17 protein-coding genes are annotated in these 21,678 nt (G+C 34.3%); 9 read left to right on the top strand and 8 right to left on the bottom strand.

All coding sequences use genetic code 11. From position 1 onward, the window contains the following. Window positions 1–179 precede the first annotated feature (179 nt). A complete protein-coding gene (locus BWZ20_RS10060) occupies window positions 180–650 on the bottom strand; it encodes a regulatory protein RecX (RefSeq protein ID WP_076619609.1) in 471 nt (156 codons plus the stop codon). Between the two features lie 105 nt (window positions 651–755). On the opposite strand from BWZ20_RS10060, the gene BWZ20_RS10055 reads away from it, so the two are divergent. After that, the gene (locus BWZ20_RS10055) at window positions 756–5,549 is read left to right on the top strand and encodes a T9SS type A sorting domain-containing protein (RefSeq protein ID WP_076619607.1); all 4,794 of its coding nucleotides are present in this window, start codon (window positions 756–758) and stop codon (window positions 5,547–5,549) included. Window positions 5,550–5,574: 25 nt separating this feature from the next. On the opposite strand, the gene BWZ20_RS10050 is transcribed toward BWZ20_RS10055, so the two are convergent. From BWZ20_RS10050 to gdhA, 4 genes are all read right to left on the bottom strand, one after another. Further along, window positions 5,575–8,010, bottom strand: a complete 2,436-nt coding sequence (locus BWZ20_RS10050) for a TonB-dependent receptor (RefSeq protein WP_076619605.1) — start codon at window positions 8,008–8,010, stop codon at window positions 5,575–5,577. Window positions 8,011–8,034: 24 nt separating this feature from the next. Then, on the bottom strand, window positions 8,035–8,754 hold the full coding sequence (gene recO / locus BWZ20_RS10045) for a DNA repair protein RecO (RefSeq protein ID WP_076619604.1): 720 nt from the start codon (window positions 8,752–8,754) through the stop codon (window positions 8,035–8,037). A gap of 1 nt (window position 8,755) precedes the next feature. After that, on the bottom strand, window positions 8,756–11,134 hold the full coding sequence (locus BWZ20_RS10040; RefSeq protein WP_076619602.1) for a two-component regulator propeller domain-containing protein: 2,379 nt from the start codon (window positions 11,132–11,134) through the stop codon (window positions 8,756–8,758). Window positions 11,135–11,252: 118 nt separating this feature from the next. After that, window positions 11,253–12,596: an NADP-specific glutamate dehydrogenase gene (gene gdhA / locus BWZ20_RS10035; RefSeq protein WP_076619600.1), complete on the bottom strand. Its 1,344-nt coding sequence runs from the start codon at window positions 12,594–12,596 to the stop codon at window positions 11,253–11,255. A gap of 219 nt (window positions 12,597–12,815) precedes the next feature. Between gdhA and BWZ20_RS10030 the strand changes: the two genes are divergently transcribed. Further along, window positions 12,816–13,619, top strand: a complete 804-nt coding sequence (locus BWZ20_RS10030; RefSeq protein WP_076619598.1) for a THC0290_0291 family protein — start codon at window positions 12,816–12,818, stop codon at window positions 13,617–13,619. 10 nt (window positions 13,620–13,629) lie between these two features. Here the strand turns inward: BWZ20_RS10030 and BWZ20_RS10025 are convergent, their stop codons facing one another. Continuing rightward, window positions 13,630–14,769, bottom strand: coding sequence for a cystathionine gamma-synthase (locus BWZ20_RS10025; protein ID WP_076619596.1), 1,140 nt, complete (start codon window positions 14,767–14,769; stop codon window positions 13,630–13,632). A 118-nt stretch (window positions 14,770–14,887) separates the two neighbouring features. Between BWZ20_RS10025 and BWZ20_RS10020 the strand changes: the two genes are divergently transcribed. The 4 genes from BWZ20_RS10020 (at window position 14,888) to BWZ20_RS10005 (ending at window position 18,055) form a co-directional block, all read left to right on the top strand. Beyond that, the gene (locus BWZ20_RS10020) at window positions 14,888–15,616 is read left to right on the top strand and encodes a DUF3298 and DUF4163 domain-containing protein (protein WP_076619594.1); all 729 of its coding nucleotides are present in this window, start codon (window positions 14,888–14,890) and stop codon (window positions 15,614–15,616) included. Between the two features lie 67 nt (window positions 15,617–15,683). After that, window positions 15,684–16,037 (top strand): arsenate reductase family protein, encoded by a 354-nt coding sequence (locus BWZ20_RS10015; RefSeq protein ID WP_076619592.1) that lies wholly within the window; start codon window positions 15,684–15,686, stop codon window positions 16,035–16,037. After that, window positions 16,030–16,923 carry a DMT family transporter gene (locus tag BWZ20_RS10010; protein WP_076619591.1) on the top strand — a complete coding sequence of 298 codons (894 nt, stop codon included), beginning with the start codon at window positions 16,030–16,032 and terminating at the stop codon, window positions 16,921–16,923. Before BWZ20_RS10015 ends, BWZ20_RS10010 begins: the two co-directional genes overlap by 8 nt. 1 nt (window position 16,924) lies before the next feature. Beyond that, window positions 16,925–18,055 (top strand): hypothetical protein, encoded by a 1,131-nt coding sequence (locus BWZ20_RS10005; RefSeq protein WP_076619589.1) that lies wholly within the window; start codon window positions 16,925–16,927, stop codon window positions 18,053–18,055. A gap of 61 nt (window positions 18,056–18,116) precedes the next feature. Here BWZ20_RS10005 and BWZ20_RS10000 read toward each other — a convergent pair whose 3' ends face one another. Continuing rightward, window positions 18,117–18,596 carry an acyl-CoA thioesterase gene (locus BWZ20_RS10000; RefSeq protein WP_076619587.1) on the bottom strand — a complete coding sequence of 160 codons (480 nt, stop codon included), beginning with the start codon at window positions 18,594–18,596 and terminating at the stop codon, window positions 18,117–18,119. 131 nt (window positions 18,597–18,727) lie between these two features. Between BWZ20_RS10000 and BWZ20_RS09995 the strand changes: the two genes are divergently transcribed. From BWZ20_RS09995 to nadD, 3 genes are all read left to right on the top strand, one after another. After that, complete coding sequence (locus tag BWZ20_RS09995; protein WP_076619586.1) at window positions 18,728–19,585, top strand: YicC/YloC family endoribonuclease; 858 nt, start codon at window positions 18,728–18,730, stop codon at window positions 19,583–19,585. A 14-nt stretch (window positions 19,586–19,599) separates the two neighbouring features. Then, the gene (gmk, locus tag BWZ20_RS09990; protein WP_076619584.1) at window positions 19,600–20,190 is read left to right on the top strand and encodes a guanylate kinase; all 591 of its coding nucleotides are present in this window, start codon (window positions 19,600–19,602) and stop codon (window positions 20,188–20,190) included. A gap of 112 nt (window positions 20,191–20,302) precedes the next feature. After that, window positions 20,303–20,887: a nicotinate (nicotinamide) nucleotide adenylyltransferase gene (gene nadD / locus BWZ20_RS09985; protein ID WP_076619583.1), complete on the top strand. Its 585-nt coding sequence runs from the start codon at window positions 20,303–20,305 to the stop codon at window positions 20,885–20,887. Between the two features lie 410 nt (window positions 20,888–21,297). Here the strand turns inward: nadD and BWZ20_RS09975 are convergent, their stop codons facing one another. Next, the gene (locus tag BWZ20_RS09975) at window positions 21,298–21,657 is read right to left on the bottom strand and encodes a YraN family protein (protein ID WP_076619579.1); all 360 of its coding nucleotides are present in this window, start codon (window positions 21,655–21,657) and stop codon (window positions 21,298–21,300) included. Between the last annotated feature and the right edge of the window lie 21 nt (window positions 21,658–21,678).

Raw genomic sequence — 21,678 nt, 5'->3', positions numbered from 1 at the left:
CTGTCTCACCGAGCCTGTAAAAGTGTTGCTTAAAAATTTAAAACCAAGATCTAAGTACTAATAAGATGCTAAAATAGACCTCAACTCACTTCGACTTCGCTCAGTGACTTACGGTCAGCCGAACAAGTCAGCCTAACACTATAAACTCAAAAGCCTTTTCTTCATAAGAAAAGGCTTTTTTATAAATATTCGTTCAGTTTTTGATACACTAAATAAGGTTCCCAACCTCTGTACAACAAATAATCAGCAACTTTCCTCTTTTTCTTATATATGTTTTTTTCGTTGACTTGTGCTAAACGTTTTTTTATGAGCTCATTCAAAGTTTTATAATAATCTTCTTCATCAATTTCTTTTAAGGCTACATCTATAGCGTATTTTGAAATATCCTTTAGTTTTAATTCTCTAAGCAATCTATTTTTTCCCCATTTTTTTATTCTAAATTTTCCACGCACAAAAGCTTTTGCAAACCGTTCTTCACTTAAAAAATTGTGGTCAATAAGGTGTACTATGATTTTATCAATAGCCTCGGGAATCATTTTCATAGCCTTTAACTTTTCTCTTACTTCTTTATGGCAGCGCTCTTGGTAAGCGCAGTAATTCTCAAGCTTTTTTTGCGCTTCGTCTACAGTATATGTGCTTTTTAGGTTCATTTAGCGAAAATAACAATTTGTTAATACATTACAACCCGTAACTACCTGTTAGTTAGGTTTTTTTAAACTAGCTTTGCAGTAGGTTAATAGTTAATCCTACTCCCTATGAAAAAGAACTACTTATCACTTATAATTTTTCTCTGTGCTCTTTTGTCTAGTTATGGACAAGTTAACACTGGCGACCTAGCCTTTGTTCAATATAATGCTGATGGTGCAGAAGTAATCAAACTTCTTGTTTTTAATGATATTGCTGCTGGTGAATCTATTGACATTACTGATAATGGTTGGCTCAATACAGGTTCATTTAGAGGAGGAGAAGGTATTTTCAATTACACCGTTCCTGCCGGAGGACATTCATGTGGTGATATAATAACTATTGATTTGTCCAATGTAGCTTTATCAGGAAGTGGTGACCAATTAATTGTTTATCAAGGCTCAACGATAATAACCGCAATAAATTCTGAAGGTGCTGGTGTATGGCAGGCCAATGCAACTAATGCTAATACTTCTGCCTTGCCGACCGGATTGACTAATGGAACAAATGCAGTTGCACTAAATGAAATAGATAATGCCATGTACAATGGTATTCTTACAGGAGATATTGCAACTTTAAGAGCTTCAATTCATGATAATAGTAATTGGATAGGAAATAATACTGTAATACAAGATTTTACAAGTACCTTTACAATTACTGATTGTGGAGGCTCTCCAACATGCTCAATAACCGATATTGCAATAAGCAACTCAAGCTCTTGTAATAATAACGGCACTACTTCTAACGCTTCTGATGACTATTATACTGCCGATGTTACAGTTACTTACAGTAATGCCCCAGCATCTGGTACAATAAATCTAACTGGTACAGGTATAGTTGGTGGTACAACGTCGATTGCAGTAGGTACTTCACCACAAACTATAACAGATGTGCAATTAGCGGCTAATGGAAGTGATGTTGAAATTACAGCTACATTTAGCGCAGAGACAACATGCAATTATACAGAAACGGTAGTTAGTTCTGCGGTGTTTTCTTGTTCGGCTTCCGCAAATACAAATTGTGCTTTTGAAACATTTGACAACTCTAATGCTACTGCTAGTTATGCTGATAATAGTTTTACTGGTGACAATGGTGTGACTTGGACCTATGTTGCATCTAGAGATGAAAATGGTGATGCCAACGGTTCAGGAATTAACGGGAATGCCCTCATGCTAAGAAGAAATTCTGATAACAGTAGTGTTTCATCAAGTTTAGTACCTAATGGAATCGGAGACTTTTCTGTAAAACTTTATAAAGGTTTTACTGGTAGCGGAAATAGACAAGTTGAACTCTTTGTCAATGGTATCTCTCAAGGAACATCGACACCTTTCGATGATTTTAATGAACATATCTTCTCTGTTGCTGGTATTAATATAGCAGGAGGTGTTACTGTAGAAATAAGAAATATTACAGGAAGTCAAGTAATAGTTGATGACATAGAGTGGACTTGCTACTCAGCATGTACACCACCTGCTGACCCAATAGGAACTATCTCTGGTGCTACACCAGTTTGTGCAGCGAGCACATCGCTTAGCTTTTCTGGTAGCGCACCTACAGACGTTATCTATTACTGGCAAAACTCTAGCTTAGGCGAAGACCAGACTAATAATGCTGCAAGTAACTTAGCCGTAACTACCTCTGGCAATTATTACGTAAGAGCATATAACACCGTAGAAGGCTGCTGGTCTAGTGGTGAAGTTGGTCCATACTCAGTTTCTGTAACAACATCAGCACCTGTAATAAATTCGCAACCAAGTGATGTTTCTGCTGCCGTTGGTGGTTCTGCGTCATTTACTGTAGTTAGTCCTAATGCTGCAAGTTATCAATGGCAAGTATCTACAGATGGTGGTACTTCGTGGAGTCCTGTAGGCACGGATAGTAGCTTCTTAACCGTTACGAATGTTCAACTTACAGACGATGGAAATTTATTCCGTGTCGTCATAACTAATGCTTGCGGATCAACCATATCTAACTCTGCAATGCTAACTGTGACAACATCTACTTTATTTAATCCCGGAGAACTTATCTTCGTTGGTTTTGATGGGCAAATAAATGGTAGTGGCGCAAATGATGAGTTTTTAATTGCCACTTTTGTAGATATAACTCCTGGTACTGAATTTTCAATCGTAAACGCACGTTACGAAGCTGGTGCGGCTGCCAATGTTAGAACCGAAAAATGGGGAGGTGGTAGTGACGATCCTAGCGAAGCTCCTTTTGAAGCTAAAATAATCTATACAGGTAGTTCTGTAATACCAGCTGGCTCAGTGCTTAGATTTGAAATTACCACATCTGCTGCGTTTATTGTTTTTGCAACCGTTACAGAGGGCACAACCACAACAACAAGAACTATTGATTTTAGCGCCAATGTAATTAATCCTGGATCTAATCCTAATATTTCAACCTCTGGTGATGACCAGATGTATCTTATGCAAGGTGATTTTATCTCTGATGGAACCATTGATGCTAATGAAGCTAACTATTTATTTACAGGAACTTTATTGCATGGTATAACCATTGGTACTGCATGGGTACCTCTAACAAGTGCCTGTAGTGGTAATACCTCTACCAGAGAATCTAGACTACCACCAGAACTTCGCTGTTTTAATGTTGAAAGTATCTCATCTATTAGAGGCTATTACGAAAATGATAAAGAGCATGGATCTGCTACAATTAGAGAAATCGTTAATAACGTTTCTGATAATGCTAGTAATTGGAATTTAACATCTTACAATTTTGACCCTACAGATAATACAGCTTCTAGTGGAGGTAAAACCTTTTTACTAAACCCTAGTAGTCCTGCGGGTCAATGGATAGGCGATGTAGATACTAACTGGTTTAATTGTGCTAATTGGGAAGGGTTGGCAGTACCAAAATCTACCACCAATGTACAAATAGATAATACCGCAATGAATATTGCACAAATAGACTTTACTGCAAACTATTCAGATGATTTTAACGATATTGCCACATGTAATAACTTAACGATTTCTGGAAGCCGTGTAGATATTTCTGGTAATAGTGCTAATATTTTAGAGGTTAATGGTAATCTTACTATAGATGCCATGGGTACTGGCACTTTAGATATGGATGATGGTAATAATGCCACAGCAGATGGGTTACTCTACTTAAGCGGAAACTGGACTAATGAACTTGATGAAACTGCATTTGCCGAAGGTAATGGTACTGTAATTTTTAGAGGTAGCAGTCCACAGACTATTACTTACGGCGGACCACCTCTACCTCCTGGCCCTTTTGAATCTGAAATATTTTACAACGTTATTTTAGATAACGACTTTGATATTGCTCTGACCGACCGCACTTTTATATTGAATGGTGACTTAACCATCAATAGTGGTAGAAGTTTAAATATTCAAACTAACCAATTTATTGAGGTAGGTAATGTGGTAAGAAATTCTGGTAGCTTTACTTTGCAAGATAGCGCTTCATTAATACAGGTAAATGATGTTACCAATGTTGGCAACCTTACTATGAACCGCAACTATAATGTAGACAGTAGTTACGATTATGTGTATTGGTCGTCGCCAATTACCAATTTTAATACTAATAATCTGCCGATAAATAACAATCATATCTATAGATGGAATCCTACAGCACCAAATACAGGTACTGGACAAGGAAACTGGGTATCTGCAACATCTCAAATTATGCAAGAGGGTGTTGGTTATATTGCCAGAGTACCTTCGGCTGTGCCTGCTACTCAGATTTTTCAAAATGGTGTACCCAATAATGGTAATGTTAATCTAAATTTATCTAGAGGAACCGATGCAGTAAGTGACAATGATGATTGGAACTTAGTTGGAAATCCATATCCATCTTCTATTTCTGCAATGGCATTTTTAGCAGCTAATGCTAATTTAGAAGGTTTTATAAATATATGGACACACGGTTCTGACCCTAGTACTATAGAACCAGATCCCTTCTACGAGGACTTTGTTTACAATTATGATGCTGATGACTATATTACTTATAATGGTACAGCCACTACTAGTGGGCCATCTGGATTTTCTGGCTATATTGCTGCCGGACAAAGTTTTATGGTTAATACTATAAATGGCACTGCTTCATCTACAATTGCTATGTCTTTTGACAACTCAATGAGACAAAGAGATTATGACAATTCTAATTTTTACAGATCCAATCCTCTATTAACAGAAAAACATAGAATTTGGTTAGATTTTGGTTTGAGCGATGAATCTACCGGCGAAAGAATTGTAATTGGCTACGTACCAAACGCTACAATGGATGAAGATCGCATGTATGATGCTAAATGGGTTGGTGATGAGACCGAACAACGTTTTTATTCAATTTTAAATGAAAATGATTTTTTAATTCAGGGTAGGATGCTTCCTTTCTCAAATGCCGATGTTGTACCTCTAGGTTTTAATGTAGTTTCTACAGGTAACTACACCATAGCAGTACATGCTGTTGATGGTTTGTTTAGCAATGGTGACCAAGATATCTATTTAAGAGATTATGATTTAGGAACAGTACACAATTTAAGTACAAGTCCTTATAATTTTAGTAGTGAAATAGGTGAATTTAACAACCGCTTTGAAATTGTATTTACGCCTGAAGCATTATCTGTAAATGATAATACTCTAACCTCTAATGATCTTATTATTACTGAACTCAATAATGGTGAAGTACAGATTAAAGTTAATGCATCGTACACCATAGAGAATGTAGAAATCTTAGACATATTAGGAAGACGTATTTACAACTTGGTTGGGAGTAATTCTATTGAAGTTTATAACCTATCTAAACTGAGTAAAGCAGCCTATATAGCTAGAATTACCTTATCCAACGGCCAAGTTATTAGTAAAAAAGCAATTAAACAACGTTAGTATTAACCGAATTAAAAGCAGATGGTTAAAAAGCATAACTAAGTGCTAAAATTAAATTTCTACCTGCTGCCGAAATACCAGAAGAGTAAGGTCTATAGCGTTGATCTGTAATATTTTCTAAGCTTGCCGTTAGTGTTAATTTATCTTTATACTTGTACTGGGTTCTAAAGTTTAAAGTGTACCATGATGGTGCATAAGGATTACCATTATCATCTTGGGCGTATAGATAATCTTTAGATAATTCAGAGGGTGCTAGCTGATAGAATGATAACTCGCCATTATAGACCAAAAAGGCATCAAAGAGCAAATTATCTTTTTTATACACAAGATGTGTTCTTCCAAAATTTGGAGCTACGTGCCTTACCGGAACTTCTACACCATTATCATCTTCGGTTCCTCCTATTATATTATACTGGGAACGCAATTTTAATGTTTTAGAAAAGTTAATCTCACCACCAACTTCAAACCCATAGATCCATGCTCTAGAGGCATTCTGTATAGCTTGTACTGTGCTTAGTTCTCCATCGTATATAATTTCTGTTTCACCATTAATGTCAAAATCTCTTCGAATAAGCGCATTGTCTAAAAAGGTATAATAGGTCGCCATATCTAATACAACCTTATTTCCAAAATTTAACCTTAAACCTAACTCACCACTGTAAGCATACTCTGGTCTTAAATTGTTATTGGGCACTACAACAGCGCCTGGTTCTGAATCAAACACTTTTCCGATATCATCAATATTTGGGGCTCTAAATGCTGTAGATGCATTTAATTTCCACTGAATCATTGTGCTAGGAGACCATGTTATGCCAGCTGTACCAGTTAAAGCACCTGTATTTATATTTGCTTCGCGAAAAGGAAGATTTAAAAAGTTGTTATTAGCTGTAAAATCTGCATTTGCAATTATTTGATTATATCTTAAACCCGACTGAAATACAAACTTAGAATTGGGCTTATATTTTAAACTTGTATAAGCTGCTAAAGATTGCCATGTTGCGCCATCTGGATACCGAGTAACATTTGGAACTTTCGTGTTTGCTTCAATATTTTCTTCAAACCCTTCAGACCCTACACGATTAAATAAATATTCTAATCCATAGGACATTGTTGTTTTAGGACTTAATTTTTTCTCTAAATCCAAATTAAAAGACAATACATCTACGCGCTCTTCTCTTACTTCGCGAATAACAGATTGAAAATCTCTGTCTTTTCTGCTTTCTTTAAAATTTTGAAAAGCTACTGTAGTTTGTATTTTGTCGTAAATATTAGAACTGCTGCTCGTTTTAGTAATTTGTAAGTTACCCATAAACCATTGCTGTGGGCCATACTCCCATTCTGCTGAGCGAAGCGTCTCTCCTCTTGGTCTCAGTAACCTGTCGTATCTTGGATAATCTGACGTTGTAGTGAAGAACAAACCTAAATTAAACTTAAGATTATCTTGCGGCTCAAACCTTACTTTTTGCATAAGGTTTACTTGATTATAGCCTGTTGGTTTTTGTAGCTTTGGGTTGGTGTTTGCAACAATCACATCTTCACCGTTTTGTCTAATAACATATTCTGGTCTTAGATAGGCGTCTGGTCCATGACTTCCCATTCTTAAGTCATCAAAGTCGGTATAACTAATATTGGTTAAAAATCCCCACTTTTTGTATCCAAGATTAAAATCTAAGTGCGTAGTATTTTCATTATTAGCGCTAGCGTAACGCATCAATGCACTACCACTAATTATAGATTCTTCTCTGTAGGACAATTGTGGATTTTTTGTGTAGAAACTCATTACACCACCAACGGCATCACTACCATAAACAACAGACCCTGCCCCAAGAGTTACTTCGGTATTCTGCACCGATAAAGGATCTATTGAAATAACGTTTTGCAAATTACCGCCTCTAAAAATAGCGTTATTCATACGAACACCATCTACAGATATGAGTAATCTATTTGTAGAAAAACCACGAATCATTGGGCTACCTCCACCCATTTGGCTTTTTTGGATAAAAACGTTTCCTGTATTATCTAACAAATCTGCACTAGTTTGTGGATTAGCAAGCGCTATTTCTTTAGCATTAATAGCAACAATAGATTGCGGAATGTCTCTTTTGCTTTGCTCAAATTTTGAAACCGAAATTACAATTTGCTTAAGTCCTTCTACTTTTGGTTTTAAATAAACGATATAGTTGTTTTTTGAGATTTCAACCTTTCTTATTTGTAATTTATTATACAAGAGATTCTGAAAATAGATGATTTCTCTATCATTAAACTTATCTAACACGGCATTTCCGTCAAAGTCGGTAACTTCGTATTTTGTTTTCTTTAAGTTATAAAGTGAAACCCCAGAAATTGGTTGGTTTGTTCCCTCGTCTAAAACTGTTATTGTTTGGGCAAAAGTGCTGTTAAAAAATAGGCACAAAAGGATACAAAAAATGTTATTACATTTTAGTTTTATATGCATCTTCATTAAATTCTTTTCGACAAAATTGGCTTAATGAAATACTTCATTTAGCACTTGTAATGATTTTGGTTTCTTAAACCCGTCCAAATGTAATTCAAAATAATGCAATAACATGTTTAAAAACTCTCTCCTTTGTTTTGCATTAATTTTAATACTATCTAGCGCATCAAAATTTATGCCCAATAACAATTTTAGGAGTGTTAAATTTTCACCTGAAATAGAATAAATATTGTGGTTAAAAGATTCGAATATTCCAGATTCTAAATTAAAATACGGAAACTCTATATTTTTATTTTCAGGTTGAAAGCCCAGGTAACGTGTCAATTTCAATAAAAATAATAAGTGAAAATTTGAGAATTGTTCTGTAGTATCTAAATATTGTAATGCAATTTCAAGAAAATTAAAAAGTGATTCGTTTCGTTCTTCTTCCTTAAGTGCATTTGTTAGAATTTCTGAAAGAAATAGCGCTATAGAACTCTTATAAATATTAGAGTGGACACTATGGTATATATAGCTGAACTTAACTTCGTTAATACCCTGAAGTACCCTATTGGTTTTAAAGTTTTCTTCAAACTGTAATTGAGACAATGCTTGGTAATAAATAGTCTTATTACTTCCTTTTTTAGCTTTTAGAGCTCCCCTTAAAATATAGCTCACAACTCCACGCTCTTTGGTGTAGCATTTAACGATAAGATCATTATCTCTATACTTTAATTTTGAAAGAACAATACCTTGGTTTTTTGTAAGCATATTATCTTACTATAAGGACTTTTAAAACTTTAGTTTCAAATGAGTCTAAATCAGATATCATAATAAGGTAAACTCCTGTTCTAACAATTGAATTTGCTAGATTTTTACCATTCCATATTGCTGTACCACCATCTATGGCAAAATTATAATTAGCATTAGAAGACCTTAAGTTTATATTAGACTGTGCTTCTGCAACAAGATTACCTTCTACATCGGTAATCTTTATATTAACATTTTCTGTAAGTCCGCTAATTTTAACACCCTTGTTAATATCATTTAGATCATTAAACCCTAGTACATCATATTCTGGCCTTACTGGGTTAGGATACACAAAGGCATTTTCTAGTGTATCTTCTGGCTTAGAACCACCTGCTCTAAAGGAGAGCGTTCCTTTGGCTGTGGCAATATATACTATGCCATTATTAGAATCTATAGAAATATCTGTAATTCGGTTAGATGGTAAAGGCGAGTTATCTTTTGTAAAATGGTAAATGGTATTTTGTCCATCTGGTGAAAAATAGAATATACCTGAGTCTACAGTACCTATCCATTTATTATTAGAACCATCTACCTCTATATCTGAAATTGTCTGGGATTCAAGTAGCTCTTGTGCAATGCCATCTTCTAAAATAATAATTGAACTCAGTGTAGGATTTGGCTCATCAAAAAAACCAGATGTATTAAATAACACCCGTAGGCCAGAAAATGTGCCAACCCAAAGCTGGTTACGGTTATCAATTGCCAAGGCTGTTACTCTTGGAAACGGAAGGTTTTGATCTTCGGAAGTTATGTTTTTTAGAGGGTTACCTAAGTTTTCGTTGTATGCGTACAGACCATTAGAGTAACCACCAATCCATTTTGTGCCATTATTATCAATTACAATATCAAAAAAACCAAATTCATCTAACAAGCTGTTTTCTATTATTGATGAAAAATCATAGCCCTGCCAACTCCCAGAGATCGGATCATACGCCTTTAAGGGATTAGGAGCTCTGGCAGTCATACTCCAAAGAACACCATTTCTATCAAACGTAGAGGCTGAGACTCTTATACTTACCACTTGAGGTGCGTTTGGCACTACCAAAGACTCTAGCCCACTATTATCTTGATTGTACAATATGGTAGGCCGAAAATCATTTATCTCTAAAATTCCATCTTGAAAGGAACTGACAAAAACTTGGTTTGGATTAAAGGAGTTTACAGATATTTCTGATAGGTTTCTGGCTCCCAAAACACTGTCTACAGGTATATTTTCCCAGACGTCGTCTCTATAGTAACTTAAGCCTCTAGATTTAATTGGTGATGGATCAAAAGACTCCGAATAATCACCAAAACTAGCCCAAACAACACCTGACTCTGCATTAAGTCTAAAAATTTCGTTAAATAAGGGGCCATTAGGTTTTACTTCTGTATAGGTAAATCCATCAGAAAAGGATGTTTGTAATACCCCAAAATCTTCCGTGCCAATATAAACCTCATTGTCTAGTAATACCGAAGAAGTAAAACGTGTATCATAATCTTCACTAGATATATAACTTTCAATGAGCTGCGCATTTTCATCATAAACTTGAATGGTATTGATATTTGAAACGACTAAATTACCTTCACTAACTTCTGTATCTGTAGGCGTTAAAGGCAACACAAATAATTGTGTGAAATTTGTATTTGTTATTTCAAAAAAAGCTCGATTTGCCCTAACAGCATAAGCCTTATTACCAACCGTATTAATATTTACAAAATCACCTCCAATGATTGTTTGCCATTGCGCAAAATCTATGAGATTTGGGTTACTTAAAACTGCCTTTTTAAGACCATTTGCATTAGAGCATGCTGCAAAGATTTCATCGTTTAGTACGGTCACTTGATTTACTCTAATCTGAGAACCTCCATTTCCTAAAAAGTAAGTATCGCCAAACTCTAGTCTTGCTAAATCATAAACAGATATACCAAAGTCTGTAGATATATAAACTAAACCTTCGTGCTCATAAAAATGATTAATAGATTTATTGGCTGGTGTAATATTCTCCTTTTCTAAAATATCCACCACAGTTAGCACAGAGTCATCAGTTTCAGAATAAATTTCTATAAGACCTGTTTCGTATCCTATGACTAAAGATTGAAACTGTGCACTATAAAGAATTGTTGTGATCTGCTCGCCAGACAAGCCCTCTACAGTAGTAATTGTATTTATTTCCTCTGTTAAGGTATTGTGCTCAAAAACAGCATTTTGAGCTGCTGCATATATCTTATTATTACCACTAACAACATCTACGATATTGTTGTAAGAAAAGTGTGCTTGCCATAATGTTGAAAAATCTTGTGCGCTTATATTTAGTGATAAACCAAAAAAGAATAAAAATCTAAAAACAGTTTTATGCATTACCAATTGTTTGCTCAAATATATTTAATAGTAACGATAATATGTCACTAATCATATAATATGTAACAAAAAAAAGCTTCCATTGTAATGGAAGCTTTTTACGTTTATAATTTTAAAATTAAATAACTCCTTGTGCCAACATTGCATCTGCAACCTTAACAAAACCAGCTATATTGGCTCCTCTTACATAGTCTACAGTACCATCGTCATTCTTACCATACTCAACACAAGAGTCGTGTATGTCTTCCATAATATCTTTTAATCTGGCATCAACTTCTTCTCTTGTCCAGCTCAAGCGTAGTGAGTTCTGACTCATTTCTAAACCAGAAGTAGCTACACCACCTGCATTAGATGCTTTACCTGGTGCGAATAAAATTTTTGCATTGTTAAACTCATGAATAGCTTCTGGTGTTGATGGCATATTAGCACCTTCAGAAACACAAATACAACCATTGTCAATCAATGCTTTAGCCTCTTCTCCGTTAAGCTCGTTCTGAGTTGCACAAGGCAGAGCAATATCACATTTAACAGCCCATGGTCTTTCCCCTGCAAAATACTTTGCATTTGGATACTTCTCAACATACTCACTAATTCTTCCGCGTTTGTTGTTCTTAAGGTCCATTACAAATTTTAACTTCTCTGTATTGATTCCTTCTTCATCGTAAATATATCCGCCAGAGTCAGAAAGTGTAAGTACCGTAGCGCCTAACTCAATAGCTTTTTCTGCTGCAAACTGAGCCACGTTACCAGAACCTGAAATAACTACTTTTTTTCCTTTAAAAGAATCACCTTTTGTTTTAAGCATATTTTCGGCAAAGTAAACATTACCATAGCCTGTTGCTTCTGGTCTAATTAGAGATCCGCCCCAAGATTGTCCTTTACCTGTTAAAACACCTGTAAATGTATTGTTTAATTTCTTATACATACCAAACATAAAACCAATCTCTCTAGCTCCTACACCTATATCGCCTGCTGGAACATCAGTGTTATGACCAATATGTCTATATAGCTCAGTCATAAAAGCGTGGCAAAAACGCATAATTTCGTTGTCTGATTTTCCTTTTGGGTCAAAATCAGATCCACCTTTACCACCACCCATTGGCAGTGTGGTTAAACTATTTTTAAATACTTGCTCAAATGCTAAAAACTTAAGAATACTGGCATTTACAGTTGGGTGAAAACGTAAGCCTCCTTTGTACGGTCCAATTGCGGAGTTCATTTGTACTCTATAACCTCTATTCACTTGGATTTCGCCAGAATCATCTACCCAACTCACTCTAAATGAAATTAATCTTTCTGGCTCTACCATCCTTAAGAGAATGTTTTTACCATTATAAATTTCGTGCTTGGCAATGTAAGGAATAACCGTTTCAGCTACTTCTTGAACCGCTTGCAGGAACTCAGGTTCGTGCCCATTTCGTTCTTTTACAAGATCTAAAAAAGCTTCAATTTTATCTTTCATATAAAAAATTGTTAAGAAATTGTGATTTACAAGGTGCAAAGATACGTTATCTCTAAAAATAAGGGGTTATTTTTTTTATATTCTCAATTATTTTTTAAATATTTAAACTTTGTAATAAAATTCTTCTCCCTAAAAGAAATTTGCATTTTATCCGTTTTATTTTGTAGTTTGTCGAGTTTTTATATATTTGTTCGGCGACCGCTTAATCATAAGTGTTATATGGCAAAACATATTAAAAAATTAATAGTGTTGTTTGGATTGATATGTACAGTTCAAACTTCTTCTGCCCAATTGGGTTTTTCTCATGAAATAGGTGCATTTGTTGGAGCGGTTGCGTTTCAATCTGACTTTGGTGTGAGAAGAGACTTTGAAACCAACGCTGGTAATACGGGTATTGCCTTGGGTATTGTGCACTACATCAATTTTGCATATAGAGCAGATTGTAATTGCTATAGTACTGACACCTATTTTAACGATCATTTTAAATTAAGAAGCGAAATTTCTTGGAATAAAACGTCATTAGATCATTTTGGGAAGTGGGTCGATGATGCCAGAACCAGTACAGAAGCAGATCAGCTAAGAGCGCATACTGGTGAGGCTCAAAACTGGGATATTGGGATGCAATTAGAATACTTTCCTAGAAGTATAAGAGCCTTCTCTGCAGGAGCTTATTCTTTTGCCCCTTTTGTTGCGCTTGGTGCTCATTTTGTTTCTTTTAACCCAGATGTTGAAACTACTTATGGCGATGGAAACATTTTAAATAACGATAATTTCTACAGTTTTTGGGATGCTGCTTCTGGCGGTGATCCTTTTATTAGTGCCGAGTCTGGATCTACTTGGTCTGTAGTTGCTAGTTTAGGCACGCGTTACAAATTAACCATATTATCCGATCTGTTTGTAGAGTTAAGGTGGCAGTACTATTTTAATGATTTTATTGATGGCTTAAACCATAAATTACCGTCTAACAAAGCAAACGATTGGAATCTCTGGCTAAATTTTGGCTATATTTACTATCTCGATTAAGATAACATAGTTAACCTATTGCTTGGTCTATATCTGCTAAAAGATCTGCTTTATTTTCTATACCAACACTAAGCCTAATTAATGAATCTACAATTCCTGTTTTTTCGCGCTCGCTCTTAGGTATACTAGCATGTGTCATACTTGCTGGATGACCTGCTAAAGACTCCACTCCACCTAGAGATTCTGCAAGGGTGAATATTTTGAGGTTTTCAACTATTTTAACAGCTTCCTTGTAATTATTCCCAATGGTAGTAAAAGACACCATGCCTCCAAAATCTTTCATTTGAGATTTTGCTATATTATGATTTGGATGGTTTTTAAAACCTGGCCAGTAGACGTTTTCAATTTTAGGATGGCTCTTTAAAAACGCAGCAATAGCACTAGCGTTTTCACAATGACGCTGCATTCTAACGTGTAACGTTTTTATACCTCTTAAAACCAAAAAAGCATCTTGTGGCCCACAAATTGCACCACTCGCATTTTGGATAAAGTAAAGTTGATTAGCTAAATCTTTGTCCTTAACTACCAGCGCTCCCATTACTACATCGCTATGACCTCCCAAATATTTTGTAGCTGAGTGCATTACAATATCTGCGCCCAACTCCAATGGTTGTTGTAAATACGGTGTTGCAAAAGTATTATCTACAGCCAACAGCAGATTGTACTTTTTAGAAATTTCTGAAACAGCTTTTATGTCAATGATATTCATCATTGGGTTTGTTGGAGTCTCTACCCATACAAGCTTGGTTTTTGAAGTTATGTAATCTTCGAGATTATTTACATTTAGCATTCCAACGAAGTGAAATTTAATTCCAAAATTTTCGTACACTTTAGTAAAAAGCCTGTATGTTCCACCATATAAATCATTTGTAGAAATTACTTCGTCACCTGGTTTTAACAATTTTAAAATGGCGTCGATAGCCGCTAAACCAGAGCCAAAAGCCAAACCGTAGTTTCCATTTTCTAAACTAGCAAAAGATTTTTCTAAAGCATGTCTTGTTGGGTTGTGCGTTCGAGAATACTCATAGCCTTTATGATTACCTGGTGATGTTTGAGCATATGTAGTGGTCTGGTAGATTGGTGGCATTACAGATCCATAAGCTGCATCGTGCTTTTGACCGCCATGTATTGTTTTTGTGTTAAATTTCATTATGATTTCTAAATGGTTTATCTTAATCGTGGTAACTTTACTGAAACAAGATTCTTTAAGGCATAACAAATTTAATCTATAATTCGTTTTTAATTAAGCACTACAACACCTTTAATGAATGATTAACAAAAACCACATTTCGCTTTTATTTCTATGCTTAACTTTATTTTTTTCATGTAATAATGAAACTAAGCCTATAAGTTTTGAAAACAATTCATATGAAAATCACTACGAAGCCGATATTTCTGTTTCTATTGATGAGGCTATTGGTAAAAGTGAAGTAAGTAAGATTATAAACTTCAAAATAAAAGAAACTATAATTTCTACACTAAGTGATGTTACAAAAAAAACAAGCCTAGAATCTGTATTAGAAGATTTTGATGCCGAATTTATAACTTTTAAAAAGCAATTTCCAGAAGCATCTCATCCTGCTTGGGAACTACACATAGAAACCGAAAAGGTTTATCAGTCAGAAGAAATCATAACTTTATCCATTAACACCTATGAGTTTAAAGGTGGTGCTCACGGAAATGATAAAATTAGATTTTTAAATCTTAATGCTAATACAGGTGAGGTTTACAAACTTAGTGACATTGTAAATATTTCAGACGATTTTAAGGCACTGGCGAAGGATCATTTTTTAAAATCTATTGATGACGATAAAAAAAATAATCAAATAGAAGATTACTTTTTTGGAAAACCATTTCAGTTACCTGAAAATATTGGCTTTAGTGACGATGGGTTAGTATTCTTATATAATGTGTATGAAGTTGCTTCTTACCACCAAGGTTACACGGAGTTTGTTATTCCGTTTGATACGGTTGAATCTTATCTAAAAGTTGAGTAAGCATTCTATAAATAATCGTTTTAAAAGTCCGTTCTTTGCAACGCTATAAATACAAGCTCAAAACGCAATGAAAAAAATCTATCATCTAAGCACTTGTGATACTTGCAAAAGAATAATTAACGAACTTAATCTACCTGAAGATTTTCAATTTCAAGATATAAAGACCGAAGCTATTACAGAAAAACAGATTGAGGAAATGCGTAGCTTAACTGACAGTTACGAAAGTCTTTTTAGTAAGCGTGCGAGACTTTATAAAGAATTAGATTTAAAGAACAAATCTCTTACAGAAGAGGATTATAAAAAATATATTTTAGAACATTACACCTTCCTAAAACGACCTGTTATTATTTATAACAATACCATTTACATAGGCAACTCTAAAAAAGTAGTTGAAGCGGCAAAAAAAGCAATACATGGATAGTAGAAAGTATGCGTTAGTTGCATTGTTTACAGTACAGCTTTTATACGGTCTTAACTACACTATTGCTAAAACCGTAATGAATGAAAGCTTTATTAAACCATTTGGGTTTGTACTGTTAAGAGTAATAGGTGCAACTGTTCTATTTTGGTTAATAAGTTTCTTTTTTCCTAAAGAAAAAATTGAGAAGAAAGATTATATCAAATTTGTAGTGGCTGCCATGTTTGGTATGGTAGTAAATCTCTTATTCTTTTTTAAAGGTTTAGAATACACATCACCTATACATGCCTCTTCCATAATGACTATTATTCCGGTGATTATCCTTATACTTTCTTCCTACTTTCTAAAAGAAAAAATAACCTCAAAAAAAATTATAGGTATCGTCATTGCGCTATGTGGTGCACTTGTTTTAACCATTTATGGAAAATCTGGTAGAGTAGGCGATAATGTGCCTTTGGGAAATTTTCTTATCCTAATTAATGCCATTTCTTACAGTATATACGTAATTCTAATAAAAAAACTAACCGAAAAATATCATCCTGTCACATTTATAAAATGGTCTTTTTCAATTGGTTTAATTATGCTAATTCCTTTCGGTTACAGTGAATTAGTAGAAGTACAATGGCATTCATTTACACCATATATTACATTCTCTGTAATCTTTGTTGTTGTTGGGGCAACCTTTGGTACTTATCTATTAAACCCATACGCACTTAGTCAGTTAAAAGCTTCAACTGTAGGGACTTTTATTTACCTTCAGCCTGTTATAGCAGCACTTTTTGCCCTAGCCGTAGGTGCGGATTTTATAGATGCTATAAAAATTGGCGCTATGGTTCTTATTTTTACTGGTGTTTATCTGGTATCTGTAAAACGAAAGCAAAAAAAGTAGTTTGTCTCTTAATTCTGAAATATTTAAAACCGTTGATTCCATTCCTAAATCGTACTGGGAAGGCTTAAACTGCACTAACAATCTTTATTATTCACCAAAGTTTTTAAAGGCATTTGAACTTGCCAACACGGATATTGAGTTTAATTATATTTTTATTTTAAAAGATGGAGAAGCTGTAGCCTTTGCTAACACTCAAATTGTAACGATAGGTATAGAAACCATTACCAAAAACATTGCTATGTCTCTTAAATTAAGAAATATAGTCAACAACCTATTTTGCAATAACCACATCAAAGTATTATTTTGTGGTAATGTGTTTTTAAGTGGCGAATACGGTACATTTTTAAAGGAAGGGGAACCAAAGGTAGAAACGTTTAAAGCCATTGCAAGAGCTGTAAAAAAACTCTATCGCGGCAAACGTCTCAGCACAATTTTTCTTAAAGATTTTGAAGATGAATCACTCTACATTACAGATCATTTAAAGACTTTTGGTTATGCTTCGATGCACGTGGAGCCAAACATGATTATTTATCTCGATGCTGCGTGGATATCTTTTGAAGATTACACGGCTGCTTTAAAGTCTAAATATAGAGTAAAAGCTAATAGAGCTGATGCAAAAAGTGACGTTTTAGAATCTAAGCTCTTTAGTGAAGAGGACATCAAAATGTACTTAGATGAGCTACAAACTTTATATCAAAACACAATAGATAATGCAGATTTTAATGCTCAAGTACTAAACCTAAACACCTATACTCAACTAAAAAACACTTACAAAGAATCATTTATTGTTAAGGGTTATTTTCTAGAAGGAAAGCTTGTAGGCTTTTTATCTGCAATGCAAAATGGTGACCATCTTGATGCACATTTTATTGGCATAGACTATTCAATCAATAAAAAATATGCTATCTATCCTAGAATTTTAAATGATTATGTTCGCTTAGGAATAGAAACTAAATCTTCTCAAATAAATCTTGGCAGAACAGCTTCTGAAATTAAGAGCACACTTGGCGCACAACCAAAGACTTTAACCTGTTATTGCAGGCATAAGTACGCATTGCCAAATATAATTCTTAAGCCTTTTGTAAAGAATGTTAAGATAAAAACATTCAAACAGCATCAACCTTTTAAATAAACATCTGCGAAAGTAGAAATCTCTTAATATCAATTATAACCCTTTAGAATTATTATTCACTTTAAATCTCAAGTGGTTTCGGTCTCACACCATGCTTCCTGGTGTCTTCTTTGGTAAGCACTTTATAGTTTTCAGACTTTGGGAATGTATGTGCCAACTTTAATAATTCGTCCGGCAAAGCAGTCAGTTTTCTAGCTTTTAGGTCTATCCAAGCTCCTTGCATTTCACAATAAGCCAAATGCTCTCCTTTATGGTTATAAAAATTATGTTCAAACATAAAAAGCATACCATCCTCACTCAAACCAGACACTTCAATAGTAACTGTAATTGGCGTACCAATAAAAGACTCTTTAAAATAGTACATATGCTCATAGAATACTACAGGTCCAATATTGTGCTTCATAATTTCTGGCATAGAAAAGCCTTGTTCACTAAAAAAAGACATCCTAGCATGACTCATAAAATTGGTGTAAGCAGAGTTAGCCAAATGGCCATTAGCATCAACATCGCTCCAACGAATTTCAAACTGTTTTTTATACATGGTAAATCTTTGGTTTCGTTAAACAAAGTTAACAAACCTTATTATGCACGCATAAGGGTTTCTAAAAAATTTAAAATAACTTCAAAACGGTTGATTTTTGTACCTTTGCCCAACTTTAATCATATCTTTTAATGATACAATCCATGACGGGTTATGGGAAATCAGTGTTACAGCTCCCTACCAAAAAAATATCTATAGAACTAAAATCACTAAACAGTAAGAATTTAGATGTTAATGCACGCATGCCATCCATGTATCGTGCTAAAGAATTAGACATAAGAAAACTTCTGGCCAAACATTTAGTTAGAGGAAAAGTAGATTTTTCGCTTTATGTTGAAATTACTGGTGAAGACACCAGCTCTAAAATCAATAAAACTGTTGTAAAAGAATATATTAAACAACTTAAGGATGTGGTTGATGGTGATGATACAGAACTATTAAAAATGGCTGTTCGTTTACCAGATGCAGTGACGACAGAGCGCGACGATATTGACGAAGACGAATGGTTAAAAATAGCAGATAGTATTAATGAAGCCATCTCTAAAATTGTAAACTACAGAGAAGACGAAGGTGCTATTTTAAAACAAGATTTTACCGATAGAATTGCTACGCTTAGAGAATTGCTAGAGCAAGTCATTGCAATGGATCCAGAACGTATAGAAGGCGTAAGAACGCGACTAGAAAAAGGCATTGCAGATATTAAGGAAAAAGTCGATGAAAATCGTTTTGAACAAGAGCTTGTTTACTATATAGAAAAGTTTGACATCACAGAAGAAAAAGTAAGGTTAGACAACCATTTAGATTATTTCATTAAAGCTTTGAATTCTGACGATTCTAACGGAAAAAAACTTGGTTTTATCTCTCAAGAAATTGGTAGAGAAATCAATACTATTGGTTCAAAATCTAATTATGCACCTATGCAAAAGCTCGTGGTGCAAATGAAAGATGAGCTTGAAAAAATAAAGGAACAATTATTGAATGTGCTTTAACTAAAACAAATTACGTGTCTAAAGAAGAATTAAAAAAACAAGGCAAGCTTATTGTATTTTCAGCACCTTCAGGTTCTGGTAAAACCACAATTGTACGTCACCTTTTAAAACAACCAGATTTAAATTTAGAGTTTTCAATTTCTGCTACATCACGTGAGGCTCGTGGCAATGAAACGCATGGTAAGGACTATTATTATCTATCATTATCAGAGTTTAAAAACAAGATTAAAAACGATGAGTTTTTAGAATGGGAAGAAGTTTACAGAGATAATTTTTATGGTACATTAAAAGCTGAAGTTGAGCGTATTTGGGCAAAAGGAAAGCATGTTATTTTTGATATTGATGTCTCAGGTGGTTTACGTATAAAGCGTAAATTCCCAGAACAAACTTTAGCCATTTTTGTAAAGCCACCAGATTTAAATGAATTGGTAAGACGTTTAAAAGATCGTGGAGAAGAAAGCCCTGAGAAAATAAGTATGCGTGTTGCAAAAGCACCTGCAGAGTTAGCAACAGCTCCACTTTTTGATGAGATTGTTGTGAACTCTAATTTAGACGAAGCTCTAGAAAATGCTTATAAATTAGTATCAGAGTTTATTAAAAAATAAATAGCCATCTGGCCATCCTGAACAGCTACACTGAGCACAGTAGAAGTGTTGTTTCAGGATCTAAATGTATTGAAAAACAGATGCTGTAACCAGCTCAGTATGACAAAATATTATGAAAATAGGTCTTTACTTTGGCACATTTAATCCAATACACATTGGTCATTTAACCATAGCTAATCATCTAGCAGAGCATAGCGATCTCGACCAAATTTGGTTTGTAGTAACACCTCAAAGTCCATTTAAGAAAAAGAGTAGCCTGCTAGATAACAGGCAGCGCTATGAAATGGTTTATCGAGCAACTGAAAGCTATTTAAAATTAAAACCTAGCGATATAGAATTTGGATTAAAACAGCCTAACTATACCATAGACACACTTACCTATCTCGAAGAAAAATTCCCTGATTATGAATTTGCCCTAATTATGGGAGAAGACAACTTAAAGAGCTTTCATAAGTGGAAAAACCACGAGTTAATCTTAGAAAATTATAGGATTTATGTATACCCTCGGATGTCTAAAGGTGAGGTAGATCTACAATTTAAAAATCATCCAAAAATTTTTAACATTTCTGCGCCAATAATGGAGCTATCTTCTACGTTTATAAGAAAAGAAATTAAAGCAGAAAGGAACGTACGCCCAATGTTACCCGATAAAGTGTGGCAATACATAGACGAAATGAATTTTTATAAACATTTTTAGAATCTTAACTACTTGAAACTTTAACTTTTTTAAAAGTTTATTTATTTTTATTATTGAAAAAAGCAAAGAAAAAGAATGACATTCACTACAGTGTTTTTAACTACAATTATAGCTCTCATAGTATCAAAAACTAGAGATATTATTTTAAGAAACAACTTAAATCCAAAAAGAGAAAAACGATTGCTAATCGGTAGTTTTCTACTTATCCTCTTCTTGGTTACAAGCTCTACCTTACCCTACCCTGAGTCTCTATATTGGTTTATAGGTATTGGTATTCTTTTTACATGCTTAGTGCTTTCCTTTAGTGTTATTAAACGGGAGTTTAAACGGTTTTTGTCTCTAAAAACTAAAGAGAAGATTATTAATATTCTTTTTTACAGTCTTATTGTAGTTGTAACTAATATCTATCTTTAAAAATGATAAAACGCATTTTCTAAATGCTCAATTTCAAAATGCTTTTTAGTTTTTACAATTGCAATAATATCGAATCTAACTTCAACATCTAAGTCGTTTTCGGTTACATATTCGTCAACCGCTTTTACGAGGTTTTTTATTTGTTTTGGTTTTACAAAATCTTGAGGATTACCAAAGTCTAAAGAACTTCTGGTTTTTACTTCAACAATCGCCAAAACATTATCTTTTTGTGCAATAATATCTACTTCGGCTTTATCAAAACGGTAATTGCGCTCAACAATATCGTAGCTATTCTCAATTAGAAAGGCTACAGCAAGTTGTTCGCCTTTTTTACCTAGTTCGTTGTGCTGTGCCAAAATAGAATATGATAGTTAGTA

Origin of the sequence: Winogradskyella sp. J14-2 (assembly GCF_001971725.1) — a bacterium.
GTDB lineage: Bacteria > Bacteroidota > Bacteroidia > Flavobacteriales > Flavobacteriaceae > Winogradskyella.
Note: the sequence above shows the minus strand (reverse complement) of the source record. Positions and strands in the feature narration are given on the sequence as shown.